Origin of the sequence: Lysobacter sp. 5GHs7-4 (assembly GCF_021284765.1) — a bacterium.
GTDB lineage: Bacteria > Pseudomonadota > Gammaproteobacteria > Xanthomonadales > Xanthomonadaceae > Lysobacter.
Genome location: NZ_CP089924.1, coordinates 3,678,490 through 3,694,190, shown reverse-complemented (window position 1 = coordinate 3,694,190; position 15,701 = coordinate 3,678,490). Strand labels below are relative to the sequence as shown.

The window sequence follows — 15,701 nt, the reverse complement described above, 5'->3', positions numbered from 1 at the left end:
AGAAGCAAATCCCCCTCAATCCCCCTTTTTCAAAGGGGGAAGACCGGCCCTTTGCGAGGGGGGCGGCGCTTCGCGAGAGGCAAGACCGGCCGCCTCACTCGGAAAACGCATGCAGTTCCTCCCTTTGAAAAAGGGGGGCTAGGGGGGATTTGCTTTGCAACCGCAATACGGAACTAACACCCTCACGGTTACCCTGGCCGCCCCTCATCCACCGGAGTCAGGCCATGGGCATTTCGCGTCACGCCACCGCGCATTGGGAAGGCGACCTCAAGAGCGGCCAGGGCCGTCTGGCCACCCAGAGCGGCGTGCTGGAGAACACGCGCTACGCCTTCAATACCCGCTTCGGCGAGGAGAAGGGCACCAATCCGGAGGAGCTGATCGCGGCCGCGCATGCGGGCTGCTTCACCATGGCGCTGTCGGCCAAGCTGACCGAGGCCGGTCACCCGCCCGCGCGCCTGGACACCCGCGCCGAGGTCGATCTGTCGATGGAAGGCGGCCCCAGCTTTTCCCAGATCCGGCTCAAGGTGAGCGCGGAGGTGCCCGGCATCGATGCGGCCAAGTTCCAGGCCATCGCCGAGGACGCCAAGGCCAACTGTCCGGTGTCGAAGGCGCTGAGCGCGGTGCCGATCAGCCTGGAAGCGGCGCTGGCCTGAGGCCGCGAACGCGCGGGCCGGAAGCGCCACGCTTGTCGACGCCGGCCCGCGCCGCGCCGGTCCGCCACGCCCTGTTGGTCCATGGCGCGGGCGGCGGCGGCTGGGAGTGGAACCTCTGGTGCGCGGCACTGAGCGCGCGCGGGTTTCACGCGCATGCGCCCGACCTGCAGCCCACGGCCGCCGGCCTGGCCGCCACCGGATTCGACGACTACCTGCAGCAGGTGCGCGCCGCGCTGGACGCCTTGCCGCGTCCGCGCACATTGATCGGCGCCAGCCTGGGCGGCCTGCTGGCTTTGCGTTGCGCGGAAGCCGCCGATGCGCTGGTGCTGGTCAATCCGTTGCCGCCGGCGCCGTGGCATACGCGACGCCCGCCGCGCGAGTGGCCCGCGCGGGTGCCGTGGCGACGCGAGGCGCGGCTGGACTCGACCCGGCGCGCGCTGCCGGACGCCGACGAGGCGACGCGGCTCTACGCCTACCGGCATTGGCGCGACGAGTCCGGGGCGGTGCTGCGCACCGCGCAGGCCGGTGTCGCCGTCGCCGCGCCCGCCTGCGCGACCTTGTGCGTGGCCTCGTCCGCCGATCGCGACGTGCCGCCGGAACTCACCGCCGAACTCGCCCGGGCCTGGAACGCCGAACTGTGGCGCGCGCCATCGCCCAGCCACGTCGGCCCCCTGCTGGGACGCGGCGCGGCCGAATTGGCCGGACGCGTCGCCGATTGGCTGTCGGCCAGGTAAACGCCGCCAGGTCCGGCACCGAAACCGCGGCCGGATTCAGCCGGCGTTGACCGCCGCGACCCGACGATGCGATCCACGCCATCCCGGCGTGTGGAGCCCGAGCCATGAAGCGCCTGTCCGTTACCGCCCTTAGCCTGGTCCTCGCCGCCGCCACCGGCGTCGCCTCGGCGCAGTCCTATCCGCAGAACGGTTACGGTTCGGGCTATCCGAACAGCTACCCGGCCTCTTCGGGTTCGCAGGTCGACTACGCGCGCGTGCTGCGCGTCGATCCGGTGTTCGATTCCTACAACAGCGGCCAGTACGGCGCGCAGCGTTGCTACGAGCGTCCGACCTACGTCAACGGCGGCGGCAGCTACGACGGCTACGACGACCGCGGTTACGACGACTACTCCCGCCGCGACGACGGCTACACCGACCAGTACGGCAACTACCGCCGCTCCGGTGGCACCGAGACCGGACGCACCGTGGCCACGGTGATCGGCGGCCTCATCGGCGCGGCGGTCGGCAGCCAGGTCGGCGGCGGCAGCGCGCGCTACGCGACCTCGGCCGTGGGCTCCATGGTCGGCGGCATGGCCGGCCGCAGCGTCTACGAGCAGAGCAAGCGCAACAGCAACCGCGACCGCGTCGGTTCGGTGCGCGTCTGCGATCCGGTCCAGAACACCGGCTACGGCGGCGACGACCGCGCGGTCAGCGCCTACGACGTGACTTACGAATACGGCGGCCGCAGCTACCGCACCCGCACCAACTACCACCCGGGCGACAAGATCCGCGTGCGCGTGGACGTGCGGCCGGAGTAAGGGCGCCTGGACGGTCGGATGCGGCAGTGCCGCATCCGACCGCTGCAATCAACGAGAGCAAGGGTCCGCGCGAGCGGGCCCTTTTTTCGACCATACGCGTCGATCCGGGAACGTTATGGCGCTGGGCAGGCGTCGACGGTGTGCTCGTAAATGCGCGTGCGGTCCGAGAACTCGTAGATCGCGACGAATTTTCCGCCGTTGAGCACGATGCTGCGCGCGGTTTCTTGCAGCCGCCTTCCTGGGAAATTTCCAGCAAGGTCGTTTCGAACTGCTGTCGGGTCCGTCCGGTCTCCGCCAGCATGCGGTCGAAACCGTCCTTGCCGTGCAGGTAGGTGAAGTGGACTTCGATGGAGCGGCCCTGGCTTTGTGCGCGGCTCACCTCGAAGTGCTGGCCGTTACGGGCGCGGTTGTGGTTCAACCAGGCCGCGAATTGCCGCGCGCGTTCGCACACGTCCAAGCCGTGGGACACGCATATTTCATCGGCTGAGACGATCGCCGGAAACAACAGGGCCGCGGAGAACAGGGCCGGGAGGACGATGCTGCGCATGGTGCCTCTATGCTGCGTAAATAAGCCTCGGTCCGATTTCGTGAGCGCAGCGACAGCCGCGGAACGACTACGCACGTTCGCGTGCGCTCACTCGGCGGGCTTGGGGTAGCGGGCCGCCCACCATTCCTTCCAGCGCCCTTCCAGCGCAGCGAACTCGGCGTCGGACAGGCCATAGGTGGTCAGCAACGCCGAGCCGCCGCCGTGCGGACGCTCGGGCGAGGGGCCCTTGTCGGTAACGACCAACAGGCCCTGGCCCCATTGATCCACCGTCACAGCGGTCTGGAAATGCGTTCGGTACCAGGCCTGCCCCGAAACTTGGTCGCCGGTCGCGAGCATCGCGGTGCAAGCCGCGCCGGGAGGCAGGGAGGCGACGGAGCCCAGGCCGAGTGCGGCCGAGGGCTCGCCGACGCCCGCCTGCGCGGGGCCCGACAGATAGAGCGTGCGCCGGGTCTGCCCGGGATGGCATTCCAGCATCAGCCGCAGCTGCTGGAAGAAGGTGATCCAGCCCTGGCTGATGTCGTCGTACACCGCCACCCAGTCCAGCGCCGGGCCGCCGGTGCGCAGCAGGCGCACGCGCGTGCTGCCGGCGATGGACACCAGCTCGATTCTTTCGGCGATGCCTTCCCAGCCGTCGAACTGGATTTTGCGGTTCGCCTCGTCGCCGGTGGCGTGATCGACGAAGATGAATTGGATTTCCCCGGCCAGCGACGGCGAATCCCAGCCGAACCATTGCGCGATCCGCGCCGGATCGCGCAGGGCATCCCACACGGTTTCGATGGGCGCGGCGATGGTGATGTCGACGATGGCTTGCTCGTGCGTTTCGCTCATGGCGCTCCCGAGTATCGCGTGTGCAGTGGTTTTGGATAAAAGCTTAGTCGCCGGAATCTTGCGAGCAACGTTTGCCCGATACTTTCTTCTCCAGGGCATCGGCGAAGCGCCTGGCGATCCGCTCCTCGCCGCCGCCGAGATTGAACATCACCTTCTCCTCCCAAAGCTTGCGTCCGGCCGGCGAGTAGCAGACCACCCGTCCGGACTCGAAAGCAGCGGAGGTGTCTAGCCGGATTTCCACCACACCTCCGACACCGCCGGCTTTGGCTAGCGAGAGCGCTTGTAGCAACGAGCCTTCGTGATAACTCACATTGCCTTCCAACACGCTGCCGATTTGAGCCGCAGCCCAGGTGTGGGCAGGGTCCGGAACGACCAGGGTGGCAGGTGTTGCGGATTGAGCGGCCGCCGAAGTCGCCGCGATAGCGAAGATGCCCGACAGAACATGCTTGCTCATGAGGTCATACCCTGGCCTGAGCGCTCAGCGTAGCCTATTGAGAATCGCTGGGTTGTTCGCCGCTGGTTGGCGGTGGCAACGATCGAAAGTCTTGGCTGTAAACGTTACCGTCTTCATCGCCGTCATTCCGGCGAAAGCCGGAACCCATCTTGACCTTCGCCTTCGTCAGATGCTTTCGCAGATGCGATCTTGCAGCGACAAGGCCACATGGGTTCCGGCTTTCGCCGGAATGACGAGTGGGACTGTGGGAGCAAAATGGCGGGAGCCGTTGCCCAGGTACGGCGAGCGTCCCACAGCGGCGCGAACGCCGCGCCTACCAATCGATATGCCCGCTGACGATAGGATGCACGCGGCCGCCGGACCAGACTTCGCCGTCGGCGTCCACGCGCAGTTGCAGGCGCGCGTCGAAGCCGACCTCGCGGCCCTGGCTGACGGTGTAGCGGCCGTCGCGGCCGGGCAGGGCCTGGTTGTGCTGCAGCCAGGCGGCTAGGGTGGCGTTGGCGGCGCCCGAGGCCGCGTCTTCGAACTGGGCGGGCGCGCCGACGAAGGCGCGCACCACCAGGTCGTAGTCGTTGCCGGCGTCGGCGCGTGCGAACGCGCACAGGCCCATGCTTTCGGTGGACTCGGCCAGTGCGCCGATCGCGGCCCAGTCCGGTGTGGCGTTGCGCAATGCGGCTTCGTCGCGCAGTTCGGCCAGCCACCAGCGGCGGCCGCCGTCCATCAGCGCCGGCGGCAACGCGCCCAGCGGCAGCCCGCGCAGGGCGGCGCTCAGGCGCGGATCTTCGGCGCTGGCGGTTTCCAGCACGCGTGCGCGCGGCGTGCGCACCGCGATGGTGCGCGAGGCGCCGTCGCCGTCCACCGCCAGCGGCAGCAGGCCGGCCACGCCTTCCTGCAGCAGGCGGCCATCGACGGCTTCGGCCAGGCCGGCGCTCAACACCACGTGCGCGGTGCCGACGCTGGGATGGCCGGCGAACGGCACTTCGCGACGCGGACTGAACATGCGGATGCGATAGCTCGCGCCCGGCGCGGTCGGCGCGAACACGAAGGTGGTTTCGGGCAACCGGGTCCAGCGCGCGATCGCCTGCATGGCGGCATCGTCCAGGCCTTGCGCATCCAGCACCACCGCGAGCGGATTGCCGGCGCCGGGACGGTCGGCGAATACGTCCAATTGCAGGTAACGGCGCTTCATAGGCGGTGGATCGTCGTGGAGTCGCGGCGTGGGGTCCGCTGGGCCGCGCAGCTTACCAATCGGCGCGGCCGCGGATAACCGCCTGGACGCGGCCGCCGATCCAGATCTCGCCCTCGGCATCCAGCGCGACCTCGACCCGTCCGTCGCGGCCGAGTTCGCGGCCCTGGCTGGCGACATAGCGCGTGGCTCCGCCGGGGAAGCCGCCGCTGGCCGCGAGCTGGGCGCCGATCGAGGCGTTGATGCTGCCGGTGACCGGGTCTTCGGGGATGTTGTCGGCAGGGCAGAAGGCGCGCACGACCAGCTGATGGTCGCCGGCGTCGGCGGTCGCGTACACGCCCAGGCCGACCGCGCCGCAGCTGCGGGTCAGCGCGGCGATCGCGGGCAGGTCCGGTTGCAGGGCGCGCACCGCCGCGGCGTCGGCCAGTTCCAGCACCCACCAGCGCGCGCCGTTGTCCCACAGGGCCGGTGCGCGCTCGCCCAGGGCCAGCGGCGCGGTCACCGCGGCCAGGGCGGCGGCGATCGCGTCCGGCTGGTCGAGTTCGGCCGGGTCGATGCGTCGCGAACGCGGCGCCCGCACCGAGATCAGCGCGCGCGCGCCGCTGCCGGCGACCCGCACCGGCAGCAGCCCGGCCGCGCAGTCCTGCACCAGCGCGCCCTCGCGCGGCGTGGCCAGGCCGGCGTCGATCGCGACCCAGGCCGCGCCCACGCTGGGATGGCCGGCGAACGGCAGTTCCTGGCGCGGCGTGAAGATGCGCACCCGGTAGTCCGCGCCTTCCACCGGCGGCAGCAGGAAGATGGTTTCCGACAGGTTGGTCCAGGCCGCGAAGGCCTGCATCGCGGCGCTGTCCAGGCCGTCGGCGTTCAACACAACGCCCAACGGATTGCCCGCGCCGGGGCGGTCGGCGAACACGTCCAGTTGCAGGTAGCGGCGCAGGGTCATGGCGGTCTCGGGGGACGGGGCGGTGGGCCAGTAGAACCGTTCCGCTGCGGTGGTTCCAGTGTTGCGCCCGGCGCCGGCCTGCGCCGTCGCTTTCCCGTTTAGAATCGCAGGCTCATGCCCGCGCCGCGGGCGAGCGCGACCCTTCGAGTCTCCGGCCCCGGGCATGCCCACGGGCCGGCTCGGCGCGCCCGCCGGCCGTGGCCTGGCCCCAAACCAGCGTCCGGCCGCAGCCGGACATCCCTGAGCGCGACAACAGACCGGAGACAGTAGCGGTGGCGGAAGCATCTCGTTGGGTAGTACTCAAGTTCGGCGGCACTTCGGTGTCCCGCCGCAACCGTTGGGACACCATCGGACGCCTCGCCTCCAAACGCATGCACGAGGACGGCGTACGCGTCGTGGTCGTGGTGTCGGCGCTGTCGGGCGTGACCAACGAACTGCAGGCGATCGCCAGCGCGCCGGAAGGCGCGCAGGACGACATCGCCGCACGCGTGCAGGCGCTGGTCGAACGCCATCGCGCGTTCTGCGCCGAACTCGACCTGGATGCCGACACCGTGCTGGGCGAGCGCCTGGCCGCGCTGCAGGCGCTGGCCGTGGATCCGCGCGTCGCCGCGCGCGCGCTGGACTGGCAGGCCGAGGTGCTGGCGCAGGGCGAGCTGCTGTCGTCGACGATCGGCACGGCCTACCTGCGCAGCCAGGGCCACGATTTCGGCTGGTGCGACGCGCGCGACTGGCTGGACGCGGTCTCGCTGCCCAACCAGAGTGCCTGGGCGCGGCGCCTGTCGGTGAACTGCCGGCGCGAGCCCGATGCGCAATTCGCCGCGCGCTTCGCCCGCCAGGCCGCGCCGATGCTGCTGACCCAGGGCTTCATCGCGCGCCACGACGATGGCGGTACGGCGATTCTCGGCCGTGGCGGTTCGGACACCTCGGCCGCCTACTTCGGCGCGCTGCTCAAGGCGCAGCGGGTCGAAATCTGGACCGACGTGCCCGGCATGTTCAGCGCCAATCCGCGCGAGGTGCCCGACGCGCGCCTGCTGACCCGCCTGGACTACGCCGAAGCGCAGGAAATCGCGACCACCGGCGCCAAGGTGCTGCATCCGCGCTCGATCGCGCCGTGCCGCGACGCCGGCGTGCCGATGGCGATCCTCGACACCGAGCGTTTCGATCTGCCCGGCACCCGCATCGACGCCAGCGCGGCGACCGTGCCGGGCGTCAAGGCGATCAGCCGCCGCAACGGCATCGTGCTGGTGTCGATGGAAAGCATCGGCATGTGGCAGCAGGTCGGCTTCCTGGCCGACGTGTTCGAGCGCTTCAAGCGCCACGGTCTGTCGATCGACCTGATCGGCTCGTCGGAAACCAACGTCACCGTATCGCTGGACCCCAGCGAGAACCTGGTCAACAGCAACGTGCTGGAAGCCTTGTCGGCCGACCTGGCCGAGGTGTGCAGGGTCAAGGTGATCGCGCCCTGCGCGGCGGTGACCCTGGTCGGCCGCGGCATGCGCTCGCTGCTGCACCGGCTGTCCGACATCTGGGCGGCGTTCGGGCGCGAGCGCGTGCATCTGATCTCGCAGTCCTCGAACGATCTCAACCTGACCTTCGTCATCGACGAGGCCGACGCCGACGGCCTGCTGCCGCATCTGCACCACGAACTGATCCGCGGCGGCGCGATGCCGGTGCGCGACGACAGCGTGTTCGGGCCGAGCTGGCGTGAGATCGCGCACGGCAAACCCACGCGCGCGCCGGCCTGGTGGCGCGGCGAAAGCGCGCGCCTGCTCGAAGCCGCATCGGCCGGTACGCCACGCTACGTCTACGACCTGGCGACGGTGCGCGAACGCGCGCGTTCGCTGCGCGAGACGGCCTCCATCGATCGCTGCTACTACGCGATCAAGGCCAACTCGCATCCGGACGTGCTGCGTGCGATCGCCGACGAAGGCTTCGGCCTAGAGTGCGTATCGCTGGGCGAGATCGAACGCGTGTTCGAGACTCTGCCGCAGCTCGCCCCGGCGCGCGTGCTGTTCACGCCCAGCTTCGCGCCCAAGCGCGAGTACGTCGCCGCGTTCGCGCGCGGCGTCACCGTCACGCTGGATAGCCTCGAAGCGCTGCAGAACTGGCCCGAGGTGTTCCGCGACCGCACGATCTGGCTGCGCATCGACCTGGGCCACGGCGAAGGCCACCACGAGAAGGTGCGTACCGGCGGCGTCGCCGCCAAGTTCGGCCTGCCGATGTCGCGTTTCGACGCCTTCGTCGAGCACGCGCGCCGTCTCGGCGTGCGCATCGCCGGCCTGCACGCCCACCTGGGCAGCGGCATCGACGATCCGCGCCACTGGCGCGGCGTGTACGCGCAGCTGGCCGGTCTGGCCGACGGCATCGGCACCATCGAGACCATCGACATCGGCGGCGGCCTGCCGGTCGCCTACACGCCGGAGGCGCGGGAGTTCGACCTCGCCGCCTGGCGCGACGGTCTGGCCGAGATCAAGGCCGCCTACCCGCGTTACGGCCTGATCGTCGAGCCCGGCCGCTATCTGGTCGCCGAGAGCGGCGTGCTGCTGCTGACCGTCACCCAGGTGGTCGAGAAGGACGGCGTGCGCCGGGTCGGCGGCGATGCCGGCATGAACGCGCTGATGCGTCCGGCCATGTACGAGGCCTATCACGGCATCCACAACCTCAGCCGCCTGGACGACGCCGACAGCGTCGCCTTCGACGTGGTAGGCCCGATCTGCGAAAGCAGCGACGTGCTCGGCCGCGGCCGCCCGTTGCCGCGCGCGACCGCCGAGGGCGATGTGCTGCTGGTCGCCGACGCCGGCGCTTACGGCATGGCGATGGCGCATACCTACAACCTGCGGGCGCTGCCCGCCGAGCAAGTTCTGCAAGAAGGTGATCTGTAATGACTGATTGGCGTTTCCAGCGCGAGGCGATCCGCGCGTTCCGTTTCGTGCGTTGCGGCCTGGACGCGGCGAGCGGCGTGGCGCAGCTGGTCTACGCGTTCGACGACGGCCCGGAGCTGATCGAGACGATCACCGTGCCGGGCGCGCCGTTCGCGCTGGACGACGCACGCGCGGCCGCGGTCGAGCGCGCGCTGCGCCTGCTGCACCTGATCGCGGGCGTGAGCTACTACAAGGCCGCGGTGCCGCAAGAGATCCGCATCGATTCCTACGCGATCGACGCCGACACCGCGGACCTGCTGGAACTGATCTACGTCAACGGCCTGGGCGAGTTCGCTTACCGCAACGGCCTGAACCTGCACGGCAAGATCAAGTTCCCGGCCACCGCCGCCGCCGAACCCTCGGCGCCCGCGCTGGGCCTGCGCGAGCACGCCCTGGTCGCCATCGGCGGCGGCAAGGATTCGCTGGTCAGCATCGAGGCGCTGCGCGCCTTGGGCGTCGAACAGACGGTGACCTGGATCGGCGGCTCGCAGCTGATCGCCGCCTGCGCGCAGCGCACCGGCCTGCCGACCCTGAACCTGGGCCGCGCGCTGGCGCCGCAGCTGTTCGACTACAACCGCGAAGGCGCGTGGAACGGCCATATCCCGGTGACGGTGGTGAACTCGGCGATCATGGCGCTGGCCGCGTTGCTGCATGGCGTGGACCAAGTGGTGTTCTCGAACGAGCGTTCGGCCAGCTACGGCAGCCTCATCGAGGGCACCGGCGAGGTGAACCACCAGTGGTCGAAGGGCTGGGCCTGCGAGCAGGCGTTCGGCGATCACCTGCAGCGCCACGTCGCCGCCGATCTGCATTACTACTCGCTGCTGCGCCCGCTCAGCGAGCTGGCGGTGGCGCGTCAGTTCGCGCGCAGCGACCGCTACGACGCGCACTTCAGCAGCTGCAACCGCAACTTCCATATCCTCGGCGAGCGTCCGGCCAACCGCTGGTGCGGCGTTTGCCCGAAATGCCACTTCGTATTCCTGGCGCTGGCGCCGTTCATGCCTAAGCCGCGCCTGGTCGGCATCTTCGGCCGCAACCTGCTCGACGATGCGGGCCAGATCGGCGGCTACGACGCCTTGCTGGAGTATCAGGACCACAAGCCGTTCGAGTGCGTGGGCGAGGGCCGCGAATCGCGTGCGGCGATGGCCGCGCTGAGCGAACGCCCGGAATGGCGCGAGGACACCCTGGTCGAGCGCTTCGCGCGCGAGATCCGCCCGCAGCTGGACGCCGAGGATCTGCGCATCGAGCCGCTGCTGGTGCTGGACGAGGAACAGCGTTTGCCGCCCGCGCTGTGGGAGCGTCTGCGTGCGTATTTCTCAGCTTGACGGACGCCGCGTAGCGCTGTGGGGCTGGGGCCGCGAAGGCCGCGCCGCCTACAGAGTGCTGCGCGAGCGCCTGCCGGAACTGACCCTGACCCTGTTCTGCTCGCAGGACGAGGCCGCCGACGCGCGCGCCTTGAACGATGCGCGCCTGCTGATCGAGACCGCGGCCAGCGCCGAGCGCCTGGGCGCGTTCGAGTTCGTGATCAAGTCGCCGGGCATCAGCCCATACCGCGCCGAGGCCGTGGCTGCGGTGGAGCAGGGCACGCGTCTGTTGGGCGGCACCGCGTTGTGGTTCGGCGAACATCCCGAGGCGCGCACCGTCTGCGTGACCGGCACCAAGGGCAAGAGCACCACCACCTCGCTGCTCGCGCATTTGCTGCGCGCGGCCGGGCACCGCACCGCCCTGGCCGGCAACATCGGCCTGCCGCTGCTGGAACTGATGGCGCCGCCGCAGGCGCCGGAATTCTGGGCGATCGAACTGTCCAGCTACCAGACCGGCGACGTCGCCGCCGGCGGCGTGCGGCCCGAGGTCGCGGTCGCGCTGAACGTGTTTCCCGAGCATCTGGACTGGCACGGCTCGCACGCGCGCTACGTCGAGGACAAGCTGCGCCTGCTGACCGACGCCAAGCCGCGCATCGCGGTGCTCAACGCCAACGACGCGACCCTGGCCGCGCTGTCGCTGCCCGACAGCGAAGTGCGCTGGTTCGGCCGCGAGGACGGCTGGCATCTGCGCGGCGATGCGCTCTATCGCGGCGATGCGCAGATCATGGACACCGCCTCGCTGCCGCTGCCGGGCCGCCACAACCGCGGCAACCTGTGCGCGGTGCTGACCGCGATCGAGGCCCTGGGCCTGGACGCCGCGCCGCTGGCTTCGCACGCGGCCAGCTTCCGCCCGCTGCCGCATCGCCTGCAGCCGATCGGCGTTCGCGACGGCATCGGCTACGTCAACGATTCGATCAGCACCACGCCGCATGCCAGCCTCGCGGCGCTGGATTGCTACGACGGCCAACGCATCGCGATCCTGGTCGGCGGCCACGACCGCGGCGTGGAGTGGGGCGTGTTCGCCGACGCGATGCGCCGCAAGGCGCCGGTGGCGATCGTGACCATGGGCGAGAACGGCCCGCGCATCCACGCGCTGCTGGCGCCGCTGGTCGCGCAATCCGATTTCCGCCTGAGCGCGGCCGTCGACCTGGCCGACGCCATGGCGCAGGCGCGCGCGGCCTTGGGCGAGGACGGCGTGGTGCTGCTGTCGCCGGGCGCACCCAGTTTCGGGCCGTATCGCGACTACGTGGCGCGCGGCCGCCACTTCGCCGAGTTGGCGGGCTTCGATCCCGATGCGATCAGTTCGATCCCGGGGCTGGGCATCGCCTGAGCGGACGCGACCGCCTTCACATCTCGGCGTCATCGGCGCGAGGTAGGCTGCGCGCTTACCTCAGGGAGTAGCCGCCATGCGCCGTCTCGTAGCCGCGATCGTTCTAGTGTTGTGCGCCTCGCCCGCGTTCGCCGCGATGCAGGCCAAGCCGGTCACGTGGAAGGTCGGCAAGGAATCCTTCACCGGCGTGTTGGTCTACGACGACGTCAACGCGATCAAGCGGCCGGGCCTGGTGATGGTGCCGAACTGGAAGGGTGTGACGCCGGCCGCGATCGAGCGCGCCAAGCACATCGCCGGCGACGATTACGTGGTGCTGGTGGCCGACGTGTACGGCAGCAAGATCCGTCCTAAGGACGACAAGGCCGCCGGTAAGGTCGCCGGGCCTCTGCGCGCCGATCGTCCCAAGCTGCGCGCGCGCATCGAGCAAGCGGTGAAGGTGCTCAAGGCCCAGGCCGGCAAGGCGCCGGTGGACGCGGACAAGATCGGCGCGCTGGGTTACTGCTTCGGCGGCAGCACCGTGCTGGAGCTGGTGCGCGGCGGCAGCGAACTGGCCGGCGTGGTCAGCTTCCACGGCGGGCTTGCGACCGACCTGCCGGCGCAGGACGACGCCGTGCGCACGCCGGTGCTGGTGCTCAACGGCGCCGACGACCGCGGCATCACCGACCAGGACATCGCCAGTTTCGAGAAGGAAATGGACGCCGCCGGCGCCGACTGGCAGTTCGTCAATTTCAGCGGCGCGGTGCATTGCTTCGCCGAGCCGGAAGCCAACAACCCGCCGGGCTGCGTTTACAACGAGCGCGCGGCCAAGCGCGCCGAGCGCATGATGCGCGACTTCTTCGACGAGCGTTTCGGGGCGCGGTGATCGCGGTTGGCAGGCTTCGGGTGAGAGGGGCCAATAGCGAAGGGCTGCTTTAGCGCCGCTCCCGCAAGCGGGAGAAGGGCCAATCCGAAGGCGAGGAAGTTGCTTTAGCCCCTCTCCCGTTTACGGGGGAGGGGGTGGGGTGAGGGCACGCGGCACGACGATCGGCTGCGCAAGCGCGGCCTGGCGCCAACGCGCTACGCAACGCGCGGCACCGAACTACCGCGCCCCAACTCAGTGATCCCGGCTCACCGCATACCGCGCCAAGCCGCGCAGCGCCGCCATGTAGTCGTTTTCGTCCAACCCGTCCAGCGCGGCCTCGGCCGCGTCGGCGTAATCGCGCGCGCGCTGGCGGCTGTAGTCCAGGCCGCCGGTGGCGTGGATGGCTGCCATCACCTCGGGCATGGCGTCGGTATCGCCGTGTTCGACCGCCGCGCGCAGACGCGCGCGCACCGCGTCGTCGCTGTGGGCGATGGCGTGGATCAACGGCAGCGTGGCCTTGCCTTCGGCCAGGTCGTCGCCGAGGTTCTTGCCCAGCGTCTGCGCATCGGAGGCGTAGTCGAGCACGTCGTCGGCGATCTGGAAGGCGTAGCCCAGCGCCATGCCGTAGTCGTGCAGACGCTGCTGGGTGGCCGCGTCCGCGCCCGACAGCAGCGCGCCCAGGCGGGTCGCGGCGGCGAACAGCACCGCGGTCTTGCGCTCGATCACGCGCAGGTAGGCGCCCTCGTCGGTGTCCGGATTGCGCACGTGCAGCAGCTGCAGCACTTCGCCCTCGGCGATGGCGTTGGTGGTGTCGGCGAGGATCTTCATCACTTCCATGCGGTCCAGTTCGACCATCAACTGGAAGCTGCGCGAGTACAGGAAGTCGCCGACCAGCACGCTGGCGGCGTTGCCCCAGACCGCGTTGGCGGTCTTGCGACCGCGGCGCAGGTCGGACTCGTCGACCACGTCGTCGTGGAGCAGGGTGGCGGTGTGGATGAACTCGACCACGGCCGCCAGCTGGTGGGCGTCCGGTCCGCGGTGGTCCAGGGCCCCGGCCGCCAGCAGCAGCAGCATCGGCCGCAGGCGCTTGCCGCCGGCGCCGACGATGTACTCGGCGACCTGGTTGATCAGGACCACGTCCGAGGCCAGGCGACGCCGGATCAGGGCGTCGACCGCCGCCATGTCGTCTCGGGCCAGGGATTGGATGGTCGCCAGGTCGGGAACGGACAGGGGCGATGCGCTGGAAGGCATGGGGGAGCCGGTGCAGTGGGGACGCAAAGTATAGGGCGAGGCCGTGTTCAGCCGAACCCGGCCTTGGGCCCTTCACAGAGGGTGTGGCCGATAGCGCCCACTTCTGTGTGTTTTCAGTGGCTTAGTAGGTAATTCCCCTGATACCGCTGGCGCAGAATGTGACGCATAACGGCGCTAGTTGCCCTGCAGCTATCAAATCGTGGATTAGGCAAAAGACAGGACAGGCTTCTGTGAATTGGGTTGCCGTTCGAATGTGATGGATGGCACACTATTTGCAGCGTACCTCCGGAGCCAAGGCTGACGGATGTGCGCAGTGCGGAAGGGATTTGGAGGAAGGAACATTCCTCGCGTCCGCACATGCCAGCACCCGACACACGGATCGAGTGCGGCACTGGCGTGAGATTTGGCACCCGTTTGGGTGCCATGGGGATTCAAAAAAAACCTGATGACGCAGGAGCGTGCGCGCGTGGCCGGAGGCTGCGTGCGGGTGCTGCTGCGGCACCCGACGCGCGGACTTTTATGACGATAGCAGTCAATCGCCGGCTCTACGGCCGGCTTTACGGATCGACCGCACGCGCCTGTGCCGCGTTGCTGGCCCTGCTGTTCGTCGCCGGTAGCGCCGCGGCCGCGACCACCGGTACTTGGACCAACGGTGCTGGCAACACCACGACCTCGCCGGCGGTGGGCGTGACCGTGACCTGGTCGGGCGCGTTGGGCGGCGGCGCCGGCAATCCGTATACGAACGGCACGTTCAATACCACCAATTTCTGGACCAACCCGTACACGGGCACGGTCGCAGGCGCCAACGGGCTGGAAATGCTGGTTCAGCCCGGCAATCGCACCTTCACCGTCACCTTCAGCAAGGCGGTGGACAACCCCGTGCTGCACATGGACCGCATCGGCGGTTCGTCCGGCGGCCTCAACAACTCCTCGCAGTGGACCTTGACCAGCAACGTGTCCACCGGCGGCACCGTCGGATTGACCCGGCTCAGCGGCAACTCGGTCTTCACCGTCACCGGCAACAGCTTTCAGCGCACCACCGGCGGCGCGGCCGCCGCCAGCACCGAATGCAGCACCACCGCCGCCAACGGCACCGGCTGCGGCTCGATCCGCTTCGACGGCACCGGCATCACCAGCCTGACCTTCTCCGTCGTCGCCATCGATCCGGGTGGCGGCGGTACCGGCGACGGCCTGGAAGTGATCTGGTCGCTGGCGGGTTCGGACCTGCGCATCGTCAAGCAGACCCTGGCCAACACCGGCAGCTTCCCGTTCACCGGCACCAACGGCGTCGGCTCGCCGACGCTCAACACCGGCACGCTCAACCCGGCGACCTCCGCGGTGTTCCCGATCACCAACCACAGTGCGGCCATCGGCGTGACCGAGACCGCGGTGGCCGGCTTCGTGCTGCAGTCGGCGAGCTGCGTCGACCAGAGCAACGCCGTGGTGACCTCGTCGCTGGCCGGCAACGCGCTGACCATCGCCGCGGCCAACTACCGCGCCAACCAGAACATCACCTGCACCTTCGTCAACGCCACTGTGACCGATCTGACCATCGCCAAGAGCGACGTCGCGACGAGCTACACGCCTGGCGGCACGACCAGCTACACGCTGATCGCGCGCAACTTCGGCGCGACGACGATCACCGCCGCGCAGATCGCCGACACCCTGCCGGCCGGCGCCACCTTGTCCGGTACCTGGAGCTGCGCCGCCAGCGCCGGTTCCAGCTGCAGCGCCGCTACCGGCGGCACCGCGGGCGGCAACACCGTTTCGCTCACCGTGAATCTGCTCGCCAACGGCACGGCCACCATCACCGTACCGGTGGCGTTCAACGCCAACGCCGGCGCTTACTGACCCT

General features: G+C 69.5%; 13 protein-coding genes. 8 read left to right on the top strand and 5 right to left on the bottom strand.

The window, feature by feature from the left end:
- Positions 1-224: 224 nt before the first annotated feature.
- The 3 genes from LVB77_RS16645 (at position 225) to LVB77_RS16635 (ending at position 2,184) form a co-directional block, all read left to right on the top strand.
- The gene (locus LVB77_RS16645) at positions 225-653 is read left to right on the top strand and encodes an OsmC family protein (RefSeq protein ID WP_232907197.1); all 429 of its coding nucleotides are present in this window, start codon (positions 225-227) and stop codon (positions 651-653) included.
- Positions 654-685: 32 nt separating this feature from the next.
- A complete protein-coding gene (locus LVB77_RS16640; RefSeq protein WP_232907196.1) occupies positions 686-1,387 on the top strand; it encodes an alpha/beta fold hydrolase in 702 nt (233 codons plus the stop codon).
- 104 nt (positions 1,388-1,491) lie between these two features.
- On the top strand, positions 1,492-2,184 hold the full coding sequence (locus LVB77_RS16635) for a hypothetical protein (RefSeq protein ID WP_232907195.1): 693 nt from the start codon (positions 1,492-1,494) through the stop codon (positions 2,182-2,184).
- Positions 2,185-2,818: 634 nt separating this feature from the next.
- Here LVB77_RS16635 and LVB77_RS16630 read toward each other — a convergent pair.
- From LVB77_RS16630 to LVB77_RS16615, 4 genes are all read right to left on the bottom strand, one after another.
- Positions 2,819-3,559 carry an SRPBCC domain-containing protein gene (locus tag LVB77_RS16630; protein WP_232907194.1) on the bottom strand — a complete coding sequence of 247 codons (741 nt, stop codon included), beginning with the start codon at positions 3,557-3,559 and terminating at the stop codon, positions 2,819-2,821.
- Between the two features lie 43 nt (positions 3,560-3,602).
- A complete protein-coding gene (locus tag LVB77_RS16625; protein WP_232907193.1) occupies positions 3,603-4,013 on the bottom strand; it encodes a hypothetical protein in 411 nt (136 codons plus the stop codon).
- Positions 4,014-4,326: 313 nt separating this feature from the next.
- On the bottom strand, positions 4,327-5,202 hold the full coding sequence (locus LVB77_RS16620; protein ID WP_232907192.1) for a PhzF family phenazine biosynthesis protein: 876 nt from the start codon (positions 5,200-5,202) through the stop codon (positions 4,327-4,329).
- A 52-nt stretch (positions 5,203-5,254) separates the two neighbouring features.
- On the bottom strand, positions 5,255-6,142 hold the full coding sequence (locus LVB77_RS16615; protein ID WP_232907191.1) for a PhzF family phenazine biosynthesis protein: 888 nt from the start codon (positions 6,140-6,142) through the stop codon (positions 5,255-5,257).
- Positions 6,143-6,414: 272 nt separating this feature from the next.
- Between LVB77_RS16615 and LVB77_RS16610 the strand changes: the two genes are divergently transcribed.
- From LVB77_RS16610 to LVB77_RS16595, 4 genes are all read left to right on the top strand, one after another.
- Positions 6,415-9,024, top strand: a complete 2,610-nt coding sequence (locus tag LVB77_RS16610) for a bifunctional aspartate kinase/diaminopimelate decarboxylase (protein WP_232907190.1) — start codon at positions 6,415-6,417, stop codon at positions 9,022-9,024.
- A complete protein-coding gene (murL, locus tag LVB77_RS16605) occupies positions 9,024-10,385 on the top strand; it encodes a UDP-N-acetyl-alpha-D-muramoyl-L-alanyl-L-glutamate epimerase (protein WP_232907189.1) in 1,362 nt (453 codons plus the stop codon). Before LVB77_RS16610 ends, murL begins: the two co-directional genes overlap by 1 nt.
- Positions 10,366-11,754 carry a UDP-N-acetylmuramoyl-L-alanine--D-glutamate ligase gene (gene murD / locus LVB77_RS16600; protein ID WP_232907188.1) on the top strand — a complete coding sequence of 463 codons (1,389 nt, stop codon included), beginning with the start codon at positions 10,366-10,368 and terminating at the stop codon, positions 11,752-11,754. Before murL ends, murD begins: the two co-directional genes overlap by 20 nt.
- Positions 11,755-11,830: 76 nt before the next feature.
- Positions 11,831-12,616 carry a dienelactone hydrolase family protein gene (locus LVB77_RS16595; protein WP_232907187.1) on the top strand — a complete coding sequence of 262 codons (786 nt, stop codon included), beginning with the start codon at positions 11,831-11,833 and terminating at the stop codon, positions 12,614-12,616.
- A gap of 231 nt (positions 12,617-12,847) precedes the next feature.
- Here the strand turns inward: LVB77_RS16595 and LVB77_RS16590 are convergent, their stop codons facing one another.
- On the bottom strand, positions 12,848-13,846 hold the full coding sequence (locus LVB77_RS16590; RefSeq protein WP_232907186.1) for a polyprenyl synthetase family protein: 999 nt from the start codon (positions 13,844-13,846) through the stop codon (positions 12,848-12,850).
- A 519-nt stretch (positions 13,847-14,365) separates the two neighbouring features.
- On the opposite strand from LVB77_RS16590, the gene LVB77_RS16585 reads away from it, so the two are divergent.
- The gene (locus LVB77_RS16585) at positions 14,366-15,697 is read left to right on the top strand and encodes a DUF11 domain-containing protein (protein WP_232907185.1); all 1,332 of its coding nucleotides are present in this window, start codon (positions 14,366-14,368) and stop codon (positions 15,695-15,697) included.
- Positions 15,698-15,701: the final 4 nt, after the last annotated feature.

Excerpts from the sequence above, each read along its gene's own strand:
- LVB77_RS16645 (WP_232907197.1), top strand. The coding sequence starts at position 225 with ATGGGCATTTCGCGTCACGCCACCGCGCATTGGGAAGGCGACCTCAAG.
- LVB77_RS16635 (WP_232907195.1), top strand. The coding sequence starts at position 1,492 with ATGAAGCGCCTGTCCGTTACCGCCCTTAGCCTGGTCCTCGCCGCCGCC.
- LVB77_RS16630 (WP_232907194.1), bottom strand. The coding sequence starts at position 3,559 with ATGAGCGAAACGCACGAGCAAGCCATCGTCGACATCACCATCGCCGCG.
- LVB77_RS16625 (WP_232907193.1), bottom strand. The coding sequence starts at position 4,013 with ATGAGCAAGCATGTTCTGTCGGGCATCTTCGCTATCGCGGCGACTTCG.
- LVB77_RS16620 (WP_232907192.1), bottom strand. The coding sequence starts at position 5,202 with ATGAAGCGCCGTTACCTGCAATTGGACGTATTCGCCGACCGTCCCGGC.
- LVB77_RS16615 (WP_232907191.1), bottom strand. The coding sequence starts at position 6,142 with ATGACCCTGCGCCGCTACCTGCAACTGGACGTGTTCGCCGACCGCCCC.
- murL (WP_232907189.1), top strand. The coding sequence starts at position 9,024 with ATGACTGATTGGCGTTTCCAGCGCGAGGCGATCCGCGCGTTCCGTTTC.
- LVB77_RS16595 (WP_232907187.1), top strand. The coding sequence starts at position 11,831 with ATGCGCCGTCTCGTAGCCGCGATCGTTCTAGTGTTGTGCGCCTCGCCC.
- LVB77_RS16590 (WP_232907186.1), bottom strand. The coding sequence starts at position 13,846 with ATGCCTTCCAGCGCATCGCCCCTGTCCGTTCCCGACCTGGCGACCATC.
- LVB77_RS16585 (WP_232907185.1), top strand. The coding sequence starts at position 14,366 with ATGACGATAGCAGTCAATCGCCGGCTCTACGGCCGGCTTTACGGATCG.